This window comes from Geodermatophilus sp. SMS 5-13, from assembly GCF_059428245.1.
In genome coordinates this window covers 3,559,563-3,581,634 of the sequence record NZ_CP165729.1, presented here as the reverse complement: position 1 = coordinate 3,581,634, position 22,072 = coordinate 3,559,563, and the positions used below count along the sequence as shown (strand labels likewise).

Below are 22,072 nucleotides of genomic sequence, written 5' to 3'. Positions count from 1 at the left end.
TTCTGGGACCATGGATCCGTGCGCGGCTGGCTGACGGGACTCGGGATCGCCGTGGCGGTCATGGTCATCAGTTGGGCGGTGCTCATCCTGCTGGCCCGCCGGCTGCCGGAGGGCACCGCCAAGGAGCTGGCCCGGTTCCTGCCCGCCTGCGTCACCACGGCGCGGCGGCTGCGTGCGAACCCGGCCGTGCCGCGGCGGGCCAAGCTGGCGGTCGGCTTCGCCGGCCTGTGGGTGCTCTCGCCGATCGACCTCATCCCCGAGTTCCTGCCGGTCATCGGCCCGCTGGACGACGTCGTCGTCGTCGCCCTGGCGCTGCGCTACGCGGCCCGGCAGGTGCCGCGCGAGGTCCTGCTCGAGGCCTGGCCCGGCGACCGGCGCATCATCGAGCGCCTGCTGGGCACCCCGCGGACGAAGGACGCCCCGACCGACCGAGAGCGGTGACCGTGCCCGACGCCCCGTGGTGGACCAGCGCCGTCGTCTACCAGATCTACCCGCGCTCCTTCCAGGACTCCGACGGCGACGGGATCGGCGACCTCGGCGGAGTGCTGCAGCGGCTGGACCACCTCGCCGACCTCGGCGTCGACGTCCTGTGGCTCTCGCCGGTGTACCCCTCGCCGCAGGCCGACAACGGCTACGACATCTCCGACTACCAGGACGTCGACCCGCTGTTCGGCAGCCTGCCCCAGCTCGACGAGCTGATCGCCGCCCTGCACGCCCGCGGGATCAAGCTGGTCATGGACCTGGTGGTCAACCACACCAGCGACGAGCACCCGTGGTTCGTGGAGTCCCGGTCGGGGCCGGACTCGGCCAAGCGCGACTGGTACTGGTGGCGGCCGCCGCGGGCCGGGCTGGCCGCCGGCGCCCCGGGCGCCGAGCCGACCAACTGGGCGTCGTTCTTCTCCGGGTCGGTCTGGGAGCTCGACGAGGCCAGCGGTGAGTACTACCTGCACCTGTTCGACCGGAAGCAGCCGGACCTCAACTGGGAGAACCCCGAGGTCCGGCACGCGGTCTACGCGATGATGGCGTGGTGGCTCGACCGCGGGGTCGACGGCTTCCGCATGGACGTCATCAACATGATCTCCAAGGACGTCGCCCCCGACGGGCACCTGCACGACGGGCCGCCGATCCCCGGCACCGGCCTCGGTGACGGCTCGTCGTCCTACCTCTGCGGCCCGCGCATCCACGAGTTCCTCCAGGAGATGCACGGGGAGGTGTTCGCCGGGCACGACTCGCGGCTGCTACTGGTCGGCGAGATGCCCGGCGTCACCGTGGAGGAGGCGCGGCTGTTCACCGACCCGGCGCGCGCCGAGGTGGACATGGTGTTCCAGTTCGAGCACGTCGGCCTCGACCACGGGGCGTCGAAGTGGGACCTCCGCCCGCTGCGCATGCACGACCTCAAGGCGTCGTTCGGCCGCTGGCAGGCCGGCCTGGCCGAGGTCGGCTGGAACTCCCTCTACTGGGACAACCACGACCAGCCGCGCGCCGTCTCCCGCTTCGGCGACGACTCCCCGGAGCACCGGCGCAACTCGGCGACCTGCCTGGCCACCCTCCTGCACCTGCACCGCGGGACGCCCTACGTCTACCAGGGCGAGGAGCTGGGCATGGCGAACTACCCGTTCGCCGGCATCGAGGAGTTCCGGGACATCGAGTCGGTCAACCAGTTCACGACGGCGGTGGCCGGGGGGACGGACGAGGGGACCGTCCTCGCCGGTCTGAAGAAGATGAGCCGGGACAACGCGCGCACGCCCGTGCAGTGGGACGGCTCGCCGTCCGCCGGGTTCACGACCGGCACCCCGTGGCTGCCGGTCAATCCCGACCACGTCGAGTGGAACGCGGCGCGCCAGCGGAAGGACGACGCGTCGGTGCTGGCCCACTACCGGCGGCTGATCGCCCTGCGCCACGAGCTGCCGGCGGTGAGGCTCGGCGACTTCACCATGCTGCTGCCCGACCACGACGACGTGTACGCCTTCACCCGCGCGCTCGACGACGACCGGCTGCTCGTCGTCTGCAACGTCAGCGGCCGGCCGTGCGCGCTCGGCGACCTGCTGCCCGAGGCGGTGGACGCCGAGCTGGTGCTGGGCAACCTGCCGGAGGCCGACCCCGCGGTCCTCGGCCCCTGGGAGGCGCGGGTGCTGCGCCCGCGCTGACGCCGGCGATCAGTCCCAGTCGTGGTAGTGGTGGTGCTCCCAGCCGCCGCCCACGTTGGCGGCGTCGGCCATCGCCGCGGTGAGGATCATGACCAGCAGCACCCCGAGCAGGATGGCGCTGATGAGGACCCACCGCCGCCGCTTCCGGTCGGCCAGGGCCCACGTGGGGGCGCCCATCACGGACGTCCGCGCCTGCAGCGCCGCTGTGGACGCCACGGCCCGCCAGCCCGGGGCGATCGGGGTGGGGTCCGGCAGGTCGCCGGTGAGGGGCGGCAACTCGTCGACGTAGCGCGCGCCGAAGGCGGCCTGCGTCCGCTCGTGCCCCTCCTCCACGGTGAGCAGGCCGGCTCCGACGGCGTCGTGCAGCCGGTGCACGACCGCCTCGCGCTGGGCATCGGAGGCGCGGACGCGCTGTCCGGAGCCGGGCGGGGCAGTGGTGCCGGGATCGGTGGGTGCGGTCATGGCGGAGCTCCTCTCGCTCGCCCCTCCCGGGGTGTCGAGGGTGCCCCTCCGACCTGTCATCTGTCTATGAATCCTCAGGTTCGCCAGCGCACGCGGCCGGTGACGGACGGCGGGCCGCCCGGGGTGCCGGCGGCCAGCCGCGCGCCGGCGTCGTCCGGGGCGCCGGAGACGAGCACGGGCCGGCCGGCGAACGAGGGGCGCTCCAGGCGGTACTCGAACCCGGTGACCGTGCGGTCGGGGGCGAAGCGGCGCGGCAGTTCGAGCAGCAGCAGGGCGAGCAGGGGGCCGTGCACGACCAGCCCCGGATAGCCCTCCACGCCGGTGACGTACTCGTGGTCGTAGTGGATCCGGTGGGTGTTGTAGGTCAGGGCGCTGAAGCGGAACAGCATGCGGGGGTCCGGGTCCACGCGCAGCTGCCACGGGTCGTCGGCCGGTTCGGGCTCGGACGGCGCCGGCTCGGGCGCGCGGCGCTGCGGGGTGCCGGCGGGCTGGCTGCGGTAGACGACGTCCTGCTCCTCGACGACGGCGAGCTCGCCCGCGACCTCGTAGCGGTGCCGGACGGTCACGAACACCATCTCGCCGGTGCGCCCGGTGGCCGGTCGGACCGTGGCCAGGCGGGAGTGCCGGACGACCTCGGCGCCGATCGGCACCGGCGCGAGGAACTCCAGCCGGCCGCCGGCGATCATGCGGCGCCGGTCGGTGATCGGCGGCAGGAAGTGCCCGTCGGCGGGGTGGCCGTCCTCGCCCAGCGCCGACTGCGGCGGTGCCTCGAGGAAGGAGAACCAGTGCCACAGTGGCGGGAGCCCATCGGGGGTGGGCTGGTCGAGCAGCGCGGCGAACGCCGCCACCGGCCAGGGATCGATCCGGTCGACGGCCTCGACGTGTCGGGGCGCCCAGTCGGTGAGGAGCTCCGCGAGGCGGTTCACCGGGGGAGGCCGCCGCGCTGGATCAGCTGCCGGGCGATGACGTCGCGCTGGATCTCGTTGGTGCCCTCGCCGACGATCATCAGCGGTGCGTCGCGGAAGTAGCGCTCGACGTCGAACTCGGTGGAGTAGCCGTAGCCGCCGTGGATGCGGACGGCGTCCAGGGCGATCTGCATCGCGGTCTCGGAGGCGAACAGCTTGGCCATGCCGGCCTCGAGGTCGCTGCGCCGTCCGCTCTCGAGCGTCTCGGCGGCGTGCAGGAGGAGCTGCTTGGCCGCGGTCAGCTTGGTGGCCATGTCGGCGAGGTAGTTGCCGATGGACTGGTGCTGCCAGATCGGCTTGCCGAACGACTCGCGTTCCTGCGCGTAGCGCAGCGCGTCGTCGAACGCGGCCTGCCCGACGCCGACGGCGCGGGCGGCGACCTGGAGCCGGCCGGTCTCCAGCCCGCGCATCATCTGCGCGAAGCCGTTGCCCTCGACGCCGCTGAGCAGGGCGTTCTCCGGCGCGCGGTAGCCGTCGAAGACCAGCTCGCAGCTCTCCACGCCCTTGTAGCCGAGCTTGGGCAGGTCGCGGGACACCGTGAGACCGGGGCCGTGCTCGACCAGCAGGATGCTGATGCCCTTGTGCGGCGGGTCGGCCTGCGGGTCGGTCTTGCACAGCAGCGCGATCAGCTGCGAGCGGCGGGAGTTGGTGATCCACGTCTTGGCGCCGGTGACGACGTAGCCGCCGTCGTCCTTCTTCGCGACCGTCGTCATCGCCTGCAGGTCGGACCCGCCGCCGGGCTCGGTCAGCGCCATGGTCGCCCTGACCTCGCCGGTGGCCATGCGGGGCAGGTAGGTCGCCTTCTGCTCGTCGGTGCCGAAGGCCAGCAGCAGCTTGGCGACGACGGTGTGCCCGCCCATCGCCCCGGCCAGCGACATCCAGCCGCGGGCCAGCTCGGCGGTGACCAGCGCGTAGCAGGGCATCGACACCGGCGCCTCGCCCCACGGCTCGGGGATGGCCAGCCCGAACACGCCGAGCTCCTTCATCCGGTCGATGAGCGTTTCGGGGTACTCGTTGGCGTGCTCGAGGTCGCGGGCGACCGGGCGCACCTCCTCGTCCACGAACCGGCGCACGGTCTCGAGGACGAGCTCTTCCTCCGGCGAGAGCTGCGGCATGGGTCCAGACTGCCGTACGGCATGAGTGTGTGGATCGGGACGTCGGGCTGGAGCTACGCGCACTGGGACGACGTCCTCTACCCGCCGGGCACGCCGCCGTCCGCCCGGCTCGCGCACTACGTGCGTCGGTTCCCGACCGTGGAGCTCAACGCCTCGTTCTACCGCTGGCCGAGGACGGCGACCTTCGCCTCGTGGCGACGGCGGCTGCCGCCGGGCTTCCAGCTGTCGGTCAAGGCGCCGCGCGGGCTGACGCATGCCAAGCGGCTGCACGCGCCGGAGGCGTGGGTGCCGCGGTTCCGGGAGTGCTGGCACGAGCTGGGGGACAAGCGGGCGGTGTTCCTCGTGCAGCTGCACCCGGCGCACGAGCGGGACGACGAGCGGCTGGACTACTTCCTCGCGGCGCTGCCGGACTGGATGCGGGTGGCCGTCGAGTTCCGGCACCCGTCGTGGCACGACGACGGTGTCTACGCGCTGCTCGAGCGGCACGATGCGGCGTACGTCGTGATGAGCGGGGCGAAGCTGCCGTGCGTGCTGCGGGCCACCGCGCCCTTCGTCTACGTGCGGATGCACGGGCCCGACTCCGCGCACCTCTACGCCGGCTCGTACTCCGACGAGGACCTGCGCTGGTGGGCCTCGCGCATCGGCGAGTGGTCGGGGCAGGGCCGGGACGTGTTCGTCTACTTCAACAACGACGGCTTCGGCCACGCCGTCCGCAACGCCGACACCCTGCGCGCCTTCGTCGGCGCCTGACCGCGAGGACTCACCGCGGGTCGGTCTCCACGAGGGCGGCGAGGCGGGCGAGCGACTCCCGCCAGCCGAGCTCGTTGTCCTCGGGCCGTACCGCGCTCGGCAGGCCCTCGTGGACGGCGACGAGGTCGGTGCCGCCGTCCGCCGCGTCGGTGAGGGTGACCGTGATCGTCATGGCGCCGCGCAGTGCCGGGTCGTCGGTCTCGAACTCGTCGACCTCGACCACGCGCTCGTCCGGGACCAGCTCCGTGAACCGGCCGGAGTAGGTGTCGGTGTGCGCCGCCGTCTTGCCGGCGCGGTCGGGGCTGTCGTACGTGAGCGAGACCCGCAGCCGGCCGCCCACGCTCGCGTCCCACTCGTGCACGTCGCTGGTCATGCCCGGCGGGACCTTCCAGCGGGCCACCGCGACCGGGTCGAGCAGCGCGCGGAACACCGCGGACCGCGGTGCGGCGATGTGCCGCGTCATCCTGGTCGTGCTCACGTGCGGTACCTCCGGCGGTGTCGTCACCAGGACTTGTCGGCTCGTCGACATGACGGCGAGCCGACAAGTGTCTTCGGTCGCTAGAAGGGTGGCGGGTCGTCGTCCGGGTCGGGCGGTGGTTCGGGTGGTTCGGGTGGGGGTCGTCGGCGCATGGCCCAGGGCCGGGTGGCGCGGGTGACCCCGCTGGGGGTGGTGACGTGCAGGGTGCCGTCGGGTTCCATGACGAACTCCCAGCCGCGGAACAGGGTCTTGAGCCGGTGGTGGGTGCGGCACAGGCAGCAGAGGTTGGTGCAGGTGGTCTGTCCGCCGCAGGCGTGGGCGACGACGTGATCCAGGTCGGCCCAGCCCACCCGGTGGGTGCAGAACGGGTGCCGGCAGGTGCGGTCGCGGGTGCCGACGAAGTGCCGCTGCTTGGCGGTGGGGGTGTAGCGGTCGGTGGCCGGCGGCGGGTTGAGGCCCTGGCCGCGGCGGACCCGCTGCTGCAGGTCGGCCAGGCTCAGGGTGGCGATCAGCTGTCCGGACGCGTCGTTGACCGCGAGGGTCAGCGACCCGCCGTCGGGGGTCTGCAGGCCCAGGGCGCCGATCCGGCGCAGCAGGTCGCGCAGGTGGGCCGGGGTGATGGCGTAGCCGTTGACGTCGGCCGGCCGCGTACTCGCCCCCTCGAGGGCGTCAAGCCACGCGTGGATGGTCAGGTTCGCCCGGGCACCGGCGGCGCCGATCGCGGCGCCGCGGAGGAGCAGGGAGTAGATCTCGGTGCGGATCTGCCCGATCGGCCGCTGATCGCCGTCCTGTTTGGCCAGCTGGGCGAGGGCGTTGATGAAGTCGAAGCCCTCCGCGGCCTCCTCGGCCGGCAGCTCGGCGGCGAGGGTGGCGCGGCCCTCGCCGACCGGGTCGACGATCACGTCGGCGTTGCGCTCGGCCACCTGCCGGCGCTCCTCCGCCGCCGACGCGTCCAGCTCCAGCAGCACTTCGAGGATGCGCCGCTTGAGGGCGGCGAAGTTCAGCCCCGCGGCCTCGGGCAGCACGACGGCCTCCACCCGGCCGGCCAGCGCCGGGCGGGTGTGTTCGAGGGTGTCGGCGAGGATCTGCGCCCGCCGCTCGTCGAGCTCGCCGCGCGCCAGCGCGGCCTCGGTCAAGGGGAGGCTGTGCCGCCAGATCCACGCCCGGCCCAGCCGGTGCGCCGCGGTCCCGCGACCCACCCCGAGCACCAGGCCGAGCTCGTCGGGAAAGGACTCACTGACGCCGGGGAACTCCGGCTCGGTCTGCCGCCAGGTCTTGCTGCGCGCCCCGCGGCTGCCGGCAGGCGGATCGTCGTGATCGGGGCGGTCGGCGGCGAAGGCGAGCATCAGCTCGGCCTCCTGCGCGGCGAGCTTCGCCCGCTTGGCCTGGATCAGCTGCAGCAGCCGGGCCTTCTCCTCCGGGGACAGCGAGGCCATCGGCGCCGGCCGGACGACCGTCGGCCGCCAGGCCACGTCGACCACGATCTCCCTGAAGGAGTGCGGCGCGGCGGTGGTCATGGCCCCAAGCTACGGAGGGGGTCCGACAGTTTCGGCTGGTCAGCGGATCGGACCCCGACATTCACGCCGGCGGGAGCAGGCCGGCGCGCGCCTTCGCGGCCAGCGCCGTCCGCACCGCGGCGTCCACCTTCCTCGCGAACGCGGGGTCGGCGGCGTCGCGCGCGAGGACGGCGTCGTGCATCGCCGGCAGCACCGACGCCGTCACGGTGAGCACGAGGGTGCCGCCGGCGTCGAGGAAGCGCACCGCGCGGTCGCCGGGCGCGACGTCCCGGACCGCCACCGCGTTGCCGACGTCGTCGGTGATGACGACGCCTCGGAAGCCCACGTCGCCGCGCAGCACCTGGCCGATCACGACCGGCGAGAACACCGCGGGCGCCGACGGGTCGATCCGCTCGTAGGTCGCCGACGACACCATGACGAACGGATGGGCCGGGCTGCGCGAGAGCACGCCGAACGCGGCCACCTGGTCGCCGTCCGGCGGCGTCGCGTCGTCGACCACGTCCGCGCTCACGTCGGTGTTCCCCGTGACCGACCCCAGCCCGGGGAAGTGCTTGAGCGTCGCGGTGACGTCGTGCGCGCCGAGGCCCCGGACGACGGCGCGCGCGGCCGAGACGACCTCCGCGGCGGTGTCGCCGTACTGCCGGTCGAACGCGCCGATCGGCGCGTTGGAGCGCGCCGTCGTGGCCGGGACGACGTCGGCGACCGGTGCGAGGTCGAGGTTGAGGCCGGCCCCGGCGAGCGAGGCGCCCATGCCGTCGGCCAACTGGTCCAGCTCGCCCGGCGGCAGCTGCCCCTGCGCGAGCGCCGACGGCAGCGTGCCGAACCCCGGCCCGGACAGCGTCTGCACCAGCCCGCCCTCCTGGTCGGCGGCCACCCACGGACGGATCCCGGCGGCCGACCAGCGGCCGGTCACCGCGGCGAGGTCGGTCGTGGAGATGGCGGACCGCCCGGCCAGGAACACCCCGCCGACGCCGTCGTCCACGAGCCCGTCGCCGGCCGATAGGTCCGACAGCGGGACGCCGACGACGAACAGCTGCGCGACCTGCGCCCGCCGGTCGAGCCCCGCCAGGGCGGCGCTCACCTGCGCCGCCTGCGCCGGGGTCAGGCCGTCGGGGTCGGCCGGCGCCGACGGGGTGGACGACGGCGCCGGCGAGGACGACGCGGGCGCCCCAGAAGGCGAGGACGACGAGCACCCGGCCACGGCCAGCCCGGCCAGCACCGCGGCGAGCGTGCGCCGCACGCCCGCGTTCACCGCTGGTCCCGGCGCAGCGGATGGTCGGCGGGCACCTCGACCAGCACGATGCGGACGCCGTCCGGGTCGGCGAGCCAGGCCTCGACGAGCCCCCACGGCTCCTGCCGGGGCTCGCGCAGCACCGGCACGCCCGCCGCGGCGAGCCGCGCGACCTCGGCGGCGACGTCGCGGACCTGCAGCCACAGCGCCATCCCGCCGACCGGGCCGTCGGAGCGGCCCGAGACCTCCAGCAGCCCGTTGCCGGTGAAGAACACCAGGCCCGGCGAGTCCGGCGGCCCGAACTCGCGGGCGACGGCCAGGCCGAGCACGTCGCGGTAGAAGGCGTGGCTCCGCGCCGGGTCGACCGGGCGGAGGAGCACCCGGCTGCTCAGCACGTCCATGCGGCCATCCTCGTCCCGGACTGCCAGGGTGGGGTGCATGACGGTCGACGACCTGCTCACGGCGAGTCGCGAGGGCATCCGCCGCTACGACCCCCGCGAGACGATCCTGGCGGCCGCGCGCGGTGCGCTCGTCGTCGACACCCGGACCGAGGCGCAGCGCCGTCGCCAGGGTGAGCTGCCGCGCGACCTGCTGCCCGGCGTGCTGGTCATCGACCGGACGGTCTTCGAGTGGCGCCTGGACCCGAAGGGCGAGGCGTGCGTCCCCGAGGCGGCCGGCCACGACCTCGAGGTCGTGGTGGTCTGCCGGCAGGGCTACAGCTCCAGCCTGGCCGCGGCCTCGCTGCGGACCCTCGGCCTGGAGCGGGCCACGGACATGATCGGCGGCGTCGAGGCGTGGCTGGCGGCGGGCCTGCCGGTGACCGACGACCCGGCCGACGTGCGCGAGTGAGCGAGCAGCGGCCGGGCTACGGTCGCGCCAGAAAGGGGACGCCGATGACCGACCAGGACCGCACGCAGCCGGAGCCGGGCAACTCCGGGCTGGTGTCGCGCTCGATCGAGGAGTTCGTGAACCAGCTGCGCTCGTTCACCGACCGCGCGCGGGGCCTGGCCGCCGGCGCCGTCCCGTCCGGGATCAGCCTGCCGTCCCTGCCCAGCCCGCCGGGCGCGATGTCCGCGGCCCAGCTGCGGGCGGTCGCCGACGCGGTCAAGGCCCAGCGTCAGCAGCTGCAGGCCATGACCGCGCAGTTCCACGCCTTCGACCAGCAGCTCGCCGTCTTCGAGCGGGTGCTCGAGCCCCTGGTGGAGTGGAGCTCGACGTGGGCGCGTCTGGAAGAGGGCGTCGCCTCGCTGGTCCGCCGCGACGGGACGAGCGGCGACGACCGGCGCTCCGCCGGGGAGGCCTAGCTAGCCGGCGGCCGAGCCCCGCCGCACCTCCACGTGCGGGCGGCTCTGCCACAGCGCCCACTCCGCGCTGACCTCGCCGGCGGTGCGCAGCAGCCGCGGGAGGTGGTCGCCCAGCAGGCACTCGGTGGAGGTCTCGGCCGCGTGCACGGTCACGTTCATCGCCGCACGGACGACGCCGTCCCGGTCGCGCACCGGCACCGCCACCGACCGCACGCCGGGCGCGAGCTCCTCGTCGGCCAGCGCCCACCCGCGCGCCCGCACCTCGGTCAGCTCGTCGCGCAGCTGCTCCGCCGTCCGCCCGTCGTAGGGCGGCAGCCCGGCCCGGCTCGGCTGCGCCAGCACGGCCTCGAGCTCGTCCGCGGACAGCGCGGCGAGCAGCACCTTGCCCTGCGAGGTCTGCTGCGCCGGGAACCGCGTGCCGATGTCCACCCGCAGCGCGATCAACTTGGGCACCGAGACCCGGGCGACGTAGACGATGTCGGACCCGTCGAGCTGCGCCATCGACGAGGACTCGCCGGTCTCGCCGACCAGCCGCTCCAGATGCGGCCGGGCGATGTCCCACAACCCGAGCGCGCCGACGTAGGCCATGCCGAGGGTGAGCACCTTCGGTGTCAGCTCGAATCCCGCCCCGGTCGCGCGGACGAAGCCGAGCTCCTCGAGGGTGAGCAGCAGCCGCCGCGCCGTCGGCCGGGCCAGCCCGGCCGCCGTCGCCACCTCGGTCAGGGACATCGTCCGGTGGTCGGCGTCGAAGCAGGCCAGGACGTCGAGGCCGCGCGCCAGCGCCTCCACGAAGTCCGGGCCTGCTCCGCGCCCCGCCATCGATCTCCTCTCCGAGCGGAGAAGATTCGTCGGCGTCACGCCCACGAATCCACTCCGCAAACCCCTCAGCGGCCGAGCACGCGCTCCTCGCCGCCGGCCCGCTTCGACTCGTCCTTGAAGTCGCTGTACTGGTACGGGTTCTCCAGGATCGACTGCTCGGCCTCCGGCATCTCCGGGAACATCCCGGCCTGCCAGACCTCCTCGCCGCACTCCTTCTTCAGGTAGTCGATCGTGTTCTCGATCTCCTGCCGCACCGGCGCGAGGTCGATGCCGACCAGCTTCCCGTCGTACTTCACGACCCGGCCGTCGACGACGACGGTGTGCACGTCGCCGCGCTGCGCCTGGAACGCCACGTGCCCGAACGGGTTGAGCAGCGGGAAGGACACCGGCGAGTTGTCGTTCTTCAGCAGGACGACGTCGGCCTTCTTGCCGGCCTCGAGGCTGCCCAGGTCGCGGTCGCGGCCGATGGTGTGCGCGCCGCCCCGGGTGCACCACTCGACGACCGTCTTCGCGCGCAGCCGCAACTGGGTGATCGTGTCGCCCTTCAGGTGCGCGGTCAGGTGCTCGGACATCCGGTCGGCGTTCAGCGTCGAGCGCATCGCCGAGAACATGTCGCCGCTCCACCACACGCTGGTGTCCATCGACAGCGACACCGGGATGCCGTACTGCAGCACCTGCTCGGTCGGCGCGTGCCCCTGCCCGGCGCTGCACTCCGACTCCGTCGCCACCGAGATCGAGCCGCCGGTCGCGGCGATCCGCTGGTAAGAGTCCCGGGTCAGCGTCGAGGCGTGCACGTACGTCGTCTCCGGCGTCATGAAGCCGCCGTCGTACATCTGCTGGATGCCGGTGTCGCTCGTGGCGCCCCAGACGCCGGCGTGCGTGGTCACCGGGATGCCGAGGTCGCGGGCCACCTCGAACGCCGCCTTCTCCGGGAACGCCGGGTCGCCGGTGACGTCGAAGGCCATCTGCACGCCCATCATGTCGTCGCCGGCGTCGCGCAGCCGCTCGAGCAGCGAGCGGACGGCGGGGTCGGCACTCCACTCCCAGGGACCGGCCTGGATGTTGCCGTAGGCCATGACGAACCGGCCGGGCACCGACCGCAGCGCCTCCACGGCCGCCTCGCCGTGGTCGACGGTCTGCAGGTTGTGCGACCAGTCGACGGTGGTGGTGACGCCGGCGTCGAGTGACTCGATGGCGGCCAGCCGGTTGCCCGCGGCGATGTCCTCGGGGCGGAACTTCTTGCCGTGCTCGAGGTAGTACCAGACGAAGTACTGGGTGAGCGTCCAGTCAGCGCCGTAGCCGCGCATCGCGGTCTGCCACATGTGCCGGTGCGTGTCGATCATGCCCGGCATGACGATCCCGCCGCGGGCGTCGATCTCCTGGGCGCCCTCCGGCACCTCCAGGTTCTGGCCGACGGCCTCGATCCGGTCGCCGACGACGAGCACGTCGGCGTCGGTCAGGACGGTGGACGCGTCGTCCATCGTCAGGACGGTGCCGCCGCGGAACACCAGCGGCCGGCCGGCCTCGGGTGCCGGGCTCGCGGGATCGGACTGGCTCATGCTGGCCTCCTCGACGTCATCGTCTGCGGTCGGACGGCCGTCCGCACAGCGGACGGCGGCCCCGGCCGTCACCCTGGTGTGACGCCCGGCACATGTCAAGGCCGCGGTGCGGCAGAATGACCCCGGCCAGCAGGGTTGGCGGTGCCGCTTGACAGGCGCGCAGCGGCGATCCGAGACTGCGGGCGCAGACGGACATCTGTCCGCACAGCGGGCGGTCGAACGGAAGGGCGCGCAGACAGCGATGACCGACGGACCGCCCGCCCCGCCCCGCACCGGCCCCCTGGCGGGGCTGCTCGTCGCGGACTTCTCGCGCATCCTGGCCGGTCCCTACGCCACGATGCTGCTGGCCGACCTCGGCGCCGAGGTGGTCAAGGTGGAGGGCCCCGGCGGCGACGACACCCGCACCTGGCAGCCCCCGGTCCGCGACGGCATCTCCACCTATTACCTGGGCGTCAACCGCAACAAGCGCTCGGTCGCGCTCGACCTTAAGGACGCCGAGGACGTCGCCCTCGCCCAGGAGCTGGCCCGGCGGGCGGACGTGCTCGTCGAGAACTTCAAGCCCGGTGGGCTGGCCCGCTTCGGCCTCGACTACGACACCGTGGCCGCCGCGAACGCCGGCATCGTCTACGCCTCGATCAGCGGCTTCGGCAGCGGCCCCGGCGGGCGCTCGCTGCCCGGCTACGACCTCATCGTGCAGGCGATCTCCGGGCTGATGAGCCTCACCGGCGACCCCGACGGCGAGCCCTACCGCGCCGGCGTCGCCGTCTTCGACGTGATGGCCGGGCTGCACGCGACCATCGGCATCCTGTCCGCCCTCAACCTCCGGCACGAGACCGGCCGCGGCCAGCACGTCGAGGTCAACCTGCTCGCCTCGGCCATGTCGGGGCTGGTCAACCAGACCAGCGCGTTCGTCGCCGGCGGCGTCGTCCCCTTCCGGATGGGCAACAGCCACCCGAGCCTGTTCCCGTACGAGCCGCTGCCCTGTGCCGACGGCGAGCTGATCGTGACCGCCGGCAACGACGGCCAGTTCCGCAAGCTCTGCGAGGTGCTCGGCCTGCCCGAGCTGCCCGAGGACCCGCGCTTCGTCCGCAACGAGGACCGCACCGCCAACCGCGACGAGCTGCGCCCGCTGCTGGTCGACCGGCTGCGCACCCGCAGCAAGATGGACTGGTTCCGCGAGATCATCGCCGCGGGCGTGCCCTGCGGGCCGATCAACACCGTCGACCAGGGGGTCGCCTTCGCCGAGGAGGTGGGCCTGGAGCCCGTGGTCACCGTGGGGGAGGGGGACGCCGCCGTCCCGTCGGTGCGCAACCCGATCCGGTTCTCCGAGACCCCGCCCGACTACCGGCTGCCGCCGCCGACGCTCGACGAGCACGGTGCCGAGATCCGCCGCTGGCTGGGCGACCGCGAGGAGCGAACCGCATGAGCGACCTGACCTTCCCCACCTCCCTCGGCACGTCGACCGCCGACGAGATCCGGCTGCTCGGCCAGGACCTGACCGCCGACCTCATGGGGAAGGTCGGCTTCGGGGAACTCGCGTTCTGGCTGGTGACGCTGCGCCGGCCGACGCCCTCGGAGGTCCGGGTCTTCGAGTCCGTGCTCGTCGCGCTGGCCGACCACGGGTTCACCCCGACCGCGATCGCCGCCCGGCTCACCTACCTCTCCGCGCCCGACTCCCTGCAGGGGGCACTCGCCGCCGGGCTCCTCGGCGGCGGCTCCCGCTTCCTCGGCGTCACCGAGGACTGCGGCACCTACCTGCACGAGGTCCTCGGCAGGCAGGACCAGCTGCCGGAGGACGACGCCGGCTGGGACGAGCTCGCGCTGGCCGCGGTCCGCGAGACCAAGGCCGCCGGGCGGTTCGTGCCCGGCCTCGGGCACCCGGTGCACAAGGTCCGCGACCCCCGGACGCCGGTGCTCATCGGCATCGCCGAGGAGGAGGGCCTGCGCGGCCCGCACCTGCGACTGTTCGAGGCGATCGGCCGGGTGCACGAGCAGGTGCTCGGCCGCCGGCTCCCGCTCAACGGCGCCGGGGTCTGCGGTGCGGCGCTGGCCGACCTCGGCCTGCCGGTCGAGCTGCTGCGCGGCTTCGCGCTGCTCGCCCGCGCCGCCGGGCTCCTCGGCCAGATCGCCGAGGAGCGCCGGCGGCCGATCGGCATGGACGCCTACCTGACCGTCGACCGCAACGCCGTCTACGTCGACCCCTCCGCGGATCCGGAGGGCTGAGCCGTGCGCGCCGCCGTCGTCCGCACGCCGGGCAGCCCGCCGGAGCACGGCGAGCACCCCGACCCCGCTCCGGGGCAGGGCCAGGCGCTGGTCACCGTCACCGCCGCGCCGGTGGTGCCGCTCGACCTGCTCTGCGCCAGCGGCACCTCCTACTTCGGCCGCCCCGCGGTGCCCTACGTGCCCGGGGTGCAGGGCGTGGGCCGGGTCGAGCAGTCGGCCGTCCACCCGGCCGGCACGCGGGTCTTCGTCGCCACCCAGGCCGGAATGGCGCCGGGCGACGGCAGCATGGCCGAGCGCTGCGTCGTCCGCGACGCCGACGTCATCCCGCTGGCGCCCGACGTGCCCGACGAGGTCGCCGCCGCGGTGGGCCTCTCCGGCGTCGCCGCGTGGATGGCGCTGACCTGGCGGGCGCAGCTGCAGGAGGGTGAGCGAGTGCTGGTGCTCGGTGGCGGGGGAGCGGTCGGGCAGGCCGCGATCGGCGCGGCCAAGGTGCTCGGCGCCGCCCGGGTGGTCGCCGTCTGCCGCAACGAGGCGGCCGACGAGCGGGCCCGCGCGGCGGGTGCGGACGACGTCGTGCGGCTGACCGCCGACGCCGACGTCCTCACGGAGCGGCTCACCGAGGCGTGCGGCGGCAGCGCCGACGTCGTCGTCGACCCGGTCTTCGGCCCGGCGGCCACCGCGGCCGGTCGGGTGCTGGCGCAGTGCGGCCGGCTGGTCAACATCGGTGGCGCCATGCGGGACACCGCCGAGTTCTCGTCGTCCGTGCTGCGCTCGAAGACGATCAGCGTCCTCGGCTACACCAACAACGGCATCACGATCGAGCAGCGCCGCGAGGCGCTGACCGCCGTCACCACGCACGCCGCGGCCGGCCGGCTCACCGTGGCCGCCGAGCGGCTCCCGCTTCCCGACGTCGCGGAGGCCTGGCGGCGCCAGGCGACCGGCGACGCCGGCGTCCGATTCGTGTTGATCCCCTAGGAGGAAGCAGTGCAGCTCGTCACCGAGGACAACATCACCGACCTGGCCGCCGAGCGCTGGGGCACCGCGCACGACCCGCGGACGGCGGAGCTGATGACCGCGCTCGTGCGGCACCTGCACGCCTTCGCCCGCGAGGTGCGGCTGACCGAGGACGAGTGGATGGCCGCGATCCAGTGGCTCAACCGCACCGGGCAGATCAGCAACGAGAAGCGCGAGGAGTTCATCCTCACCTCCGACGTGCTCGGCCTGTCGATGCTCGTCGTCCAGATGAACCACCAGCTCGACCCGCGGGCGACCCCGGCGACCGTGCTCGGGCCGTTCCACATCGCGGGCTCGCCGGAGCTCGGCTACGGCGACGACATGTCGCAGGGCCTGCCCGGAACGCCGCTCTACCTCCACGGCGTGGTCGAGGACCTCGACGGCAACCCGGTGCCGAACGCGGTGCTCGACATCTGGCAGGCGGACAACGAGGGCCTCTACGAGTCGCAGCACGCCGACGTCGACGAGGCACGGCTGCGCGCGAAGTACACGACCCGCGAGGACGGCACGTACTGCGTGCGCACCGTCGCGCCGCTGGGCTACACGATCCCGATGGACGGCCCGGTCGGCGAGCTCATGTCGAAGACCGACATCAGCCACTTCCGCCCGGCGCACGTGCACTTCCTGCTCAACGTGCCCGGCTACGAGCCGCTGATCACCCACCTGTTCCAGGAGGGGGCGGACTACCTCGACAGCGACGTCGTCTTCGGCGTCAAGGAGGAGCTCGTCGTCCGGTACGAGCAGCGCGAACCGGGGGAGACCCCGGACGGCGGCAAGTGCGACGAGCCCTGGTTCGAGGCGCGCTACGACTTCGTGCTCCAGCCCCGCTGACCCGACCCTCGGGTGCCGTCCCCCGCGCCATCGGGAACGATGGGGCCGGGGGACGTACCTGGGGGAGGGGGAACGGTTGGGCAGGCACCGGGCACCGGACAGCGAGTCGGCCGAGTTCGACGAGGCGACCAGCGCCATCACCGACGTCACCGGCGACTACGTCGTCGACGTGCAGCACACCCGGATCGGGATCCGCGCGCGGCACGCGATGGTGACGACGGTCCGCGGCTCGTTCTCGGACTTCGAGGGGGCGGCGCACCTGAACGCGGCCGACCCGCCCGCCAGCGCGGTCGCGCTGCGGATCCGGACGGCGACGATCGACACCGGGGTGCCCGACCGCGACGTGCACCTGCGCTCGCCCGACTTCCTCGACGTCGATCGCTACCCCGAGATCCTGTTCGCCTCCACGGCGGTCGAGCAGCTCGACGACGAGCTGTACCGGGTCACCGGCGATCTGACGATCAAGGACGTCACCCGCCCGGTCTCGGTCGACTTCGCGCTCACCGGCTCGGCGCAGGACCCGTGGGGCAACCTGCGGGTCGGCTTCGAGGGCGCGCTGGCGATCAAGCGCAGCGAGTGGGGGCTGACCTGGAACACCGCGCTGGACACCGGCGGCGTGCTGGTCAGCGATCGGATCCAGATCGAGTTCGACGTCTCGGCGATCCGCACCGCCGGCCACTGAGGCGCAGGCGCCCCCACGATCAGCTGTCCTGATCCGAGCGGGTCCTGGCTCACGCTGGGACGTGAGCCAGGACGCGCTGCAGTGAGCCAGGACGGCGACCGACGGCCGCCGGCCGTCCGGAGTTGTCGGACCCCTGCGGGACACTCCAGCGGGATGCCGGGAGACGGCGCTCGCGACGAGGAGGTGCTCCGAGCACAGTGGCCGACCAGGCTGATCCCCGGTGGACCGCCGGTGGCTGGGGCTTCGGCGTCACGTCCCAGGACCAGGCGTTCCGCGCGATCACGCGGATCGTCACGCTGGCCGCCGGACGCCGGTACGTCTGGCGGGGCTGCAGCGACCGCTCCGCCCGGATCCGCTCGTCGCTGCTGCGCAGCCTGATCATCGACGAGTCCGAGCCCCTGCCCACCGAGCTCGAACTTCGCCAGCACGAGCTGGCGGTCCTGCGGGAGGCCCGCGGGTGGGGGCTCACGCGGGAGACGGGGCCGCAGACCTCCGACCTCGCCCTGCTCGTCCACCTGCAGCAGCACGGCGTGCCGACGCGGCTGGTCGACGTCACCCACAACCCCATGACGGCGCTGTGGTTCGCGTGCGAACGCGGCGACGAGGCGGGGGTCCTGTTCGCCTTCGACGTCACCGACGTCCCGACCTACGAGACCCCCGACCCGCCCGCCGCCCCGGACTGGTCGCTCCGGCACGCGCTGGCGGTGTCGGCGAAGACCGGCTCGCCCTTCCTCGTGCGTCCCACGCGGCCGACCCCGCGCATGCAGGCGCAGGAGGGGCTCTTCCTCTCCGGCGCGGTCCCGCTGGGACCGTCGCCGGCCGGCATCGACGGCCTGCCGCTGCCGCACGCCGCCCCGCCGGGACGCGGCAGGCTCGCGAAGCTCTTCGCCCCCGACGAGCGCGGCGCGGGCCGGCCCACGCGGCTGCCCTTCTGCGCCCTCGTCGTCCCCGGTCGCATGAAGAAGGCGATCCGGGAGCACCTGACGGCGCTCGACCGACGGCGCAGCACCGTGTACCCCGATGTCGACGGCTTCCGGGACGCCCTGCGCGACGGTGCGGTCCCGCTCTACCCGCTGCCCGAGGTGCTCTCCGCTCACGACGACGTGGCCGCCGCCGGGGAGTGACGCCGGCTCACGCCGGTGCGGTGAGGTGCCGCGGGTTCGCGACCAGCAGCCGGTCGCGGACGTCGGCGCGGACCGCCTCGACCACCTCGTCCCGGCGCGCGTCGAGGCTGCCGTCGGCGATGGCGCGGCTCAGGGAGTCGTCGTCCGCGCAGCCGAGCCCGTCCAGCCGGGCCCGGTGCCGGGCCCGCGCGGCCGGTCCGAGCAGCAGCTCCCGGCGCACGGTGGCCAGCACGTTGCCCGCCACCCGGGCGTGGAAGGAGACCCGCCCGGTGGTCCCGGGCTGGACGTCGGCGGCGAGGAAGTGCGCGACGGCGTCCACCAGCTCGGTCGCGGTGGGCCGCCCGAAGAGGTCGGTCGACGAGTCGTCGGGCGGATCCGCGGGCAGGGCGGCGTCCGGTTCGTCGAGGCCGAGGGCCAGGAGGACGTCGAACTCCTGCTCGGCGGCCCGGCGGCCGATCGCGGCGAACTCGACCGACGGCTCGGTGCCGGAGAGGTGCCGGTCGGCCATGACGCCGCACATGAGGCCCCAGCGGACCGTCGCGTACACCTCCCACCAGTGCAGCTGGTCCGCGGTGGGCCGCCAGCCGGCGACCTCCGCGTAGCCGTCCAGCAGGTCGTCGCGGGAGCCGACGCCGCCCGCCGGGTGCGGCGAGCCGAAGCGCCACACCTTCGCGCACAGCCAGCCGAGGTCCGCGAGCGGGTCGCCGGTGTGCACCAGCTCCCAGTCGAGCAGCGCGCGCAGCCCGTCCGGGCCGATCATCAGGTTGCCGAGCCGGAAGTCGCCGTGCACCAGCGTCTCGCCGGCCGGCTCCGGGCGGTGGTCGGCCAGCCAGCGCAGCCCGAGTGCCAGGCCGGGCGGGGGCACCCGGCCGTCGGACAGGTAGGCGGTGGCCAGCGCAGCGAGCGGCTCGCCGGCCCGGTCGACCCGCGGCACCTCCGAGAGCGGCACCGTGTGCAGCCGGGCGAGCACCGCGCCCAGCTCCCGCGCCAGCTCCGGCCGGGCCAGCGCCGGGTCGCGGAGGATGCGGCGGGGGATCGTCTCGCCGTCCACCCGCTCCATGAGCAGGAAGGGGCGCCCCAGCAGCTCCCCGCGGTCGACGACGGCGGGCACGGGGACGCCGGCCCGGGCAGCGGCGGTCATGGCCTCGCCCTCGACCGCCAGGTCGACCCCGCCGGTGCCCGCGCCGCCGCGCAGGATCAGCTCCCGCGCGCCGTCCGCTGTCCGGGCGGTGAGCTCCCACGTCTCGCGGCTGGCCCCGCCCGAGAGCCGGGCCAGCCCGTCGACCTCGACCCGCCCGCCGAGCACCTGCGCGAGCCGGGCGGCGAGCTCGTCCCTCATGTCAGGAAACCCTCACTTCAGGAAGCCGAACAGCTGTCCCGCCACGCGCCGCATCTGGATCTCCTCGGCGCCCTCGGTGATCCGGTAGCGGCGGTGGTGGCGGTAGATGTGCTCGAACGGCAGGTGCCGGCTGTAGCCCATGCCGCCGTGCACCTGCATGGCGCGGTCGGCGGCGTCGCAGACCAGCCGGTTGCCGCGGTAGTTGCACATCGACACCAGGTGGCCGATCGAGACGGCCGGCTCGCCGCGGGCGGTGAGCTCGTCCAGCTCGACGGCGGTCTTGCGGATCAGCGTGCGCACCAGCTCGGCCTCGGTGGCGAGCTCCACCAGCGGGAACTGGATCGCCTGCCGCTCGGCCAGTGGCTTGCCGAAGGTGATCCGCTCCCGGGCGTAGCGCACCGACTCGTCGATGCAGTACTGCGCCGCGCCGACGCCCGAGGCGGCCTGCCGGATCCGGTTCTCGTGCAGGAAGGTCTGCGCGACCGAGAGCCCCTCGCCCTCCGCGCCGAGGATCGCCGAGTCCGGCACGCGGACGTCGGTGAGCGTCACCTCGCCGTGGTCGCTGGGCATGTTGAACGTCCACCAGAAGAACGGGACGTCGAAGCCGGGGGAGTCGGTGGGGACGATGAACGCGGTGATGCCGCGGGCGTGCCCCGGCTCGCCCGACGTCCGCGCGAAGACCACGTCGTGGGTGGCCGAGTGCACGCCGGTGTTCCACCGCTTGGTGCCGTTGATGACCCAGTCGCCGTCCCGGCGGACCGCGGTCGTCTCCATCCAGGTGGCGTCGCTGCCGTGGCCCGGCTCGGTCAGGCCGAAGGCCAGGCCGCGTTCGCCGGTGATCGAGGACTCGAGCAGCTCCTCCTTCTGCTCCGCCGTCCCGAACAGGTGCAGCAGGTGGGGGAAGACCAGGTTGCCGACGATGCTGTGCTCGTTCTGCAGGTCGTTGTGCAGGCCCAGCCCGCGGTGCGCGAAGTGCTCGCGGATCACGGCCATGTCCAGGTTCGACCCGTTCCGCCCGCCGAGCTCCTCGGGGAGGCTGTAGCGGAAGATGCCGGCGGCGTCGGCCCGGCGGCGCACCTCGGCCAGCAGCTCCTCCCACTCGCGGCTGGGCACCCCGCCGTTCTCGACGTCGGTGCGGGCGAACTCGCGGCGGTGGTCGAAGAAGCGCTGGTTGTCGTCCTGCTGCTGGAGGGGCTCGATCTCCTTCGTGATGAAGGCGTCCAGCTCCTCCAGCAGCGCGGTCAGGGCCGGCGGCAGGGTGAAGTCCACGCTGACTTCCTCTCGGGGGAGGGCCCGGCCGCCGGCCGTGCCGCGGTCGGGTGTGTCAGAGACGCTCGATGATCGTGGCGTTGGCCAGGCCGCCACCCTCGCACATCGTCTGCAGGCCGTAGCGGCCGCCGGTCTGCTCCAGGTGGTTGACCAGCGTGGTCAGCAGCCGGGTGCCGCTGGCGCCGAGGGCGTGCCCGAGGGCGATCGCCCCGCCGCGCGGGTTGAGCTTCTCCGGGTCGGCGTTGAGCTCCTGGGCCCAGGCCAGCGGCACCGGCGCGAACGCCTCGTTGACCTCGTAGGCGTCGATGTCGTCGATGGACAGCCCGGCCCTGTCGAGCACCTTCTTGGTGGCCGGGATCGGGCCGGTGAGCATGAGCAGCGGGTCGTCGCCGACGACGGAGAAGGAGTGGAACCGCGCCCGCGGGGTCAGCCCGAAGCGCGTGACGGCGGCCTCGCTGACGATCAGCGCGGCCGAGGCGCCGTCGGTGAGCGGCGAGGAGTTGCCCGGCGTGATGCTCCAGTCGATCTCGGGGAAGCGCTCGCTGATGGCGTCGTTCCGGAAGGACGGGCGCAGCCCGGCCAGGCCCTCGGCGGTGGTCGAGGCGCGCACGGTCTCGTCGGCCGTGTGCGCACCGGCACCGGGCACGTCGACCGGCAGGATCTCGTTGTCGAAGCCGCCCGCGGCGGCGGTCGCCGCGGCCCGCTGGTGCGAGCGCGCCGAGTACTCGTCGAGGGACTCGCGGTCGAGCTTCCAGCGGGCGGCGATCAGCTCCGCGGAGACGCCCTGGTTGACCAGCCCGTCGGGGAAGCGGGCGTGGACGCCCGGGCCCCACGGGTCCATGCCCGCCGTCGAGGTGCCCATCGGGATGCGGCTCATCGACTCCACGCCGCAGGCGATCGCGATGTCGTAGACGCCGGCGAGCACGCCCTGCGCGGCGAAGTGCGCGGCCTGCTGGCTCGAGCCGCACTGCCGGTCGATCGTCGTGGCAGGCACGGAGATCGGGAAGCCGGCGGAGAGGACGGCGTTGCGGCCGACGTTCACCGCCTGCTCGCCGACCTGGCCGACGCAGCCGGTGATCACGTCGTCGATGACCGCCGGGTCGAGGTCGTTGCGCCGCACGAGACCGGACAGGACGCCGGCCAGGAGGTCGACGGGGTGCACCCCGGAGAGCGCGCCACCGGGCTTGCCCTTGCCGGACGGCGTCCGGACGAGGTCGACGAGAAATGCTTCGGGCATGGTTCC

Annotated in this window: 23 protein-coding genes; 11 read left to right on the top strand and 12 right to left on the bottom strand. The window is 73.8% G+C overall.

Features of this window, described 5'->3' with window-relative positions:
• Positions 1–18: 18 nt before the first annotated feature.
• Together AB3388_RS17305 and AB3388_RS17300 are read left to right on the top strand one after the other, a co-directional pair.
• Positions 19–441, top strand: a complete 423-nt coding sequence (locus AB3388_RS17305; RefSeq protein ID WP_495406545.1) for a YkvA family protein — start codon at positions 19–21, stop codon at positions 439–441.
• Positions 438–2,147 (top strand): glycoside hydrolase family 13 protein, encoded by a 1,710-nt coding sequence (locus AB3388_RS17300; RefSeq protein WP_495406544.1) that lies wholly within the window; start codon positions 438–440, stop codon positions 2,145–2,147. The genes AB3388_RS17305 and AB3388_RS17300 overlap by 4 nt, the downstream gene beginning before the upstream one ends.
• Before the next feature lie 9 nt (positions 2,148–2,156).
• On the opposite strand, the gene AB3388_RS17295 is transcribed toward AB3388_RS17300, so the two are convergent.
• From AB3388_RS17295 to AB3388_RS17285, 3 genes are all read right to left on the bottom strand, one after another.
• A complete protein-coding gene (locus tag AB3388_RS17295; RefSeq protein ID WP_495406543.1) occupies positions 2,157–2,609 on the bottom strand; it encodes a DUF1707 SHOCT-like domain-containing protein in 453 nt (150 codons plus the stop codon).
• 74 nt (positions 2,610–2,683) lie between these two features.
• A complete protein-coding gene (locus AB3388_RS17290) occupies positions 2,684–3,535 on the bottom strand; it encodes an HTD2 family dehydratase (protein ID WP_495406542.1) in 852 nt (283 codons plus the stop codon).
• Complete coding sequence (locus tag AB3388_RS17285; RefSeq protein ID WP_495406541.1) at positions 3,532–4,689, bottom strand: acyl-CoA dehydrogenase family protein; 1,158 nt, start codon at positions 4,687–4,689, stop codon at positions 3,532–3,534. Before AB3388_RS17285 ends, AB3388_RS17290 begins: the two co-directional genes overlap by 4 nt.
• Positions 4,690–4,710: 21 nt before the next feature.
• Here AB3388_RS17285 and AB3388_RS17280 point away from each other — a divergent pair, with 21 nt between their 5' ends.
• The gene (locus AB3388_RS17280) at positions 4,711–5,439 is read left to right on the top strand and encodes a DUF72 domain-containing protein (RefSeq protein ID WP_495406540.1); all 729 of its coding nucleotides are present in this window, start codon (positions 4,711–4,713) and stop codon (positions 5,437–5,439) included.
• 10 nt (positions 5,440–5,449) lie between these two features.
• Here the strand turns inward: AB3388_RS17280 and AB3388_RS17275 are convergent, their stop codons facing one another.
• The 4 genes from AB3388_RS17275 to AB3388_RS17260 form a co-directional block, all read right to left on the bottom strand.
• Positions 5,450–5,917 (bottom strand): SRPBCC family protein, encoded by a 468-nt coding sequence (locus AB3388_RS17275; protein WP_495406539.1) that lies wholly within the window; start codon positions 5,915–5,917, stop codon positions 5,450–5,452.
• 80 nt (positions 5,918–5,997) lie between these two features.
• Positions 5,998–7,434 carry an HNH endonuclease signature motif containing protein gene (locus AB3388_RS17270; RefSeq protein WP_495406538.1) on the bottom strand — a complete coding sequence of 479 codons (1,437 nt, stop codon included), beginning with the start codon at positions 7,432–7,434 and terminating at the stop codon, positions 5,998–6,000.
• A 61-nt stretch (positions 7,435–7,495) separates the two neighbouring features.
• Entirely contained in the window at positions 7,496–8,686 is a 1,191-nt protein-coding gene (locus AB3388_RS17265; RefSeq protein WP_495406537.1) for a glycoside hydrolase family 3 N-terminal domain-containing protein, read from the bottom strand.
• A complete protein-coding gene (locus tag AB3388_RS17260) occupies positions 8,683–9,066 on the bottom strand; it encodes a VOC family protein (protein ID WP_495406536.1) in 384 nt (127 codons plus the stop codon). Before AB3388_RS17260 ends, AB3388_RS17265 begins: the two co-directional genes overlap by 4 nt.
• 37 nt (positions 9,067–9,103) lie before the next feature.
• On the opposite strand from AB3388_RS17260, the gene AB3388_RS17255 reads away from it, so the two are divergent.
• Together AB3388_RS17255 and AB3388_RS17250 are read left to right on the top strand one after the other, a co-directional pair.
• Positions 9,104–9,514 (top strand): rhodanese-like domain-containing protein, encoded by a 411-nt coding sequence (locus tag AB3388_RS17255; protein WP_495406535.1) that lies wholly within the window; start codon positions 9,104–9,106, stop codon positions 9,512–9,514.
• Positions 9,515–9,558: 44 nt separating this feature from the next.
• Positions 9,559–9,969: a hypothetical protein gene (locus AB3388_RS17250; protein WP_495406534.1), complete on the top strand. Its 411-nt coding sequence runs from the start codon at positions 9,559–9,561 to the stop codon at positions 9,967–9,969.
• Here the strand turns inward: AB3388_RS17250 and AB3388_RS17245 are convergent, their stop codons facing one another.
• Positions 9,970–10,788, bottom strand: a complete 819-nt coding sequence (locus AB3388_RS17245; protein WP_495406533.1) for an IclR family transcriptional regulator domain-containing protein — start codon at positions 10,786–10,788, stop codon at positions 9,970–9,972.
• 65 nt (positions 10,789–10,853) lie between these two features.
• Positions 10,854–12,347, bottom strand: coding sequence for an amidohydrolase family protein (locus tag AB3388_RS17240; RefSeq protein ID WP_495406532.1), 1,494 nt, complete (start codon positions 12,345–12,347; stop codon positions 10,854–10,856).
• Between the two features lie 241 nt (positions 12,348–12,588).
• Here AB3388_RS17240 and AB3388_RS17235 point away from each other — a divergent pair, with 241 nt between their 5' ends.
• The 6 genes from AB3388_RS17235 (at position 12,589) to AB3388_RS17210 (ending at position 18,221) form a co-directional block, all read left to right on the top strand.
• The gene (locus AB3388_RS17235) at positions 12,589–13,773 is read left to right on the top strand and encodes a CaiB/BaiF CoA transferase family protein (RefSeq protein ID WP_495406531.1); all 1,185 of its coding nucleotides are present in this window, start codon (positions 12,589–12,591) and stop codon (positions 13,771–13,773) included.
• Positions 13,770–14,570 (top strand): citryl-CoA lyase, encoded by an 801-nt coding sequence (locus AB3388_RS17230; RefSeq protein WP_495406530.1) that lies wholly within the window; start codon positions 13,770–13,772, stop codon positions 14,568–14,570. Before AB3388_RS17235 ends, AB3388_RS17230 begins: the two co-directional genes overlap by 4 nt.
• Positions 14,571–14,573: 3 nt before the next feature.
• On the top strand, positions 14,574–15,545 hold the full coding sequence (locus AB3388_RS17225; protein WP_495406529.1) for a quinone oxidoreductase family protein: 972 nt from the start codon (positions 14,574–14,576) through the stop codon (positions 15,543–15,545).
• A 9-nt stretch (positions 15,546–15,554) separates the two neighbouring features.
• Positions 15,555–16,415 carry a dioxygenase family protein gene (locus tag AB3388_RS17220; protein WP_495406528.1) on the top strand — a complete coding sequence of 287 codons (861 nt, stop codon included), beginning with the start codon at positions 15,555–15,557 and terminating at the stop codon, positions 16,413–16,415.
• A gap of 76 nt (positions 16,416–16,491) precedes the next feature.
• Positions 16,492–17,097 carry a YceI family protein gene (locus tag AB3388_RS17215; protein ID WP_495406527.1) on the top strand — a complete coding sequence of 202 codons (606 nt, stop codon included), beginning with the start codon at positions 16,492–16,494 and terminating at the stop codon, positions 17,095–17,097.
• Between the two features lie 197 nt (positions 17,098–17,294).
• On the top strand, positions 17,295–18,221 hold the full coding sequence (locus AB3388_RS17210) for an FRG domain-containing protein (RefSeq protein ID WP_495406526.1): 927 nt from the start codon (positions 17,295–17,297) through the stop codon (positions 18,219–18,221).
• Between the two features lie 7 nt (positions 18,222–18,228).
• Here the strand turns inward: AB3388_RS17210 and AB3388_RS17205 are convergent, their stop codons facing one another.
• The 3 genes from AB3388_RS17205 to AB3388_RS17195 are packed head-to-tail and all read right to left on the bottom strand — an operon-like array spanning position 18,229 to position 22,066.
• A complete protein-coding gene (locus AB3388_RS17205; RefSeq protein WP_495406525.1) occupies positions 18,229–19,560 on the bottom strand; it encodes a phosphotransferase family protein in 1,332 nt (443 codons plus the stop codon).
• Between the two features lie 12 nt (positions 19,561–19,572).
• A complete protein-coding gene (locus tag AB3388_RS17200) occupies positions 19,573–20,829 on the bottom strand; it encodes an acyl-CoA dehydrogenase family protein (RefSeq protein WP_495406524.1) in 1,257 nt (418 codons plus the stop codon).
• A 55-nt stretch (positions 20,830–20,884) separates the two neighbouring features.
• On the bottom strand, positions 20,885–22,066 hold the full coding sequence (locus AB3388_RS17195) for a thiolase family protein (RefSeq protein WP_495406523.1): 1,182 nt from the start codon (positions 22,064–22,066) through the stop codon (positions 20,885–20,887).
• Positions 22,067–22,072: the final 6 nt, after the last annotated feature.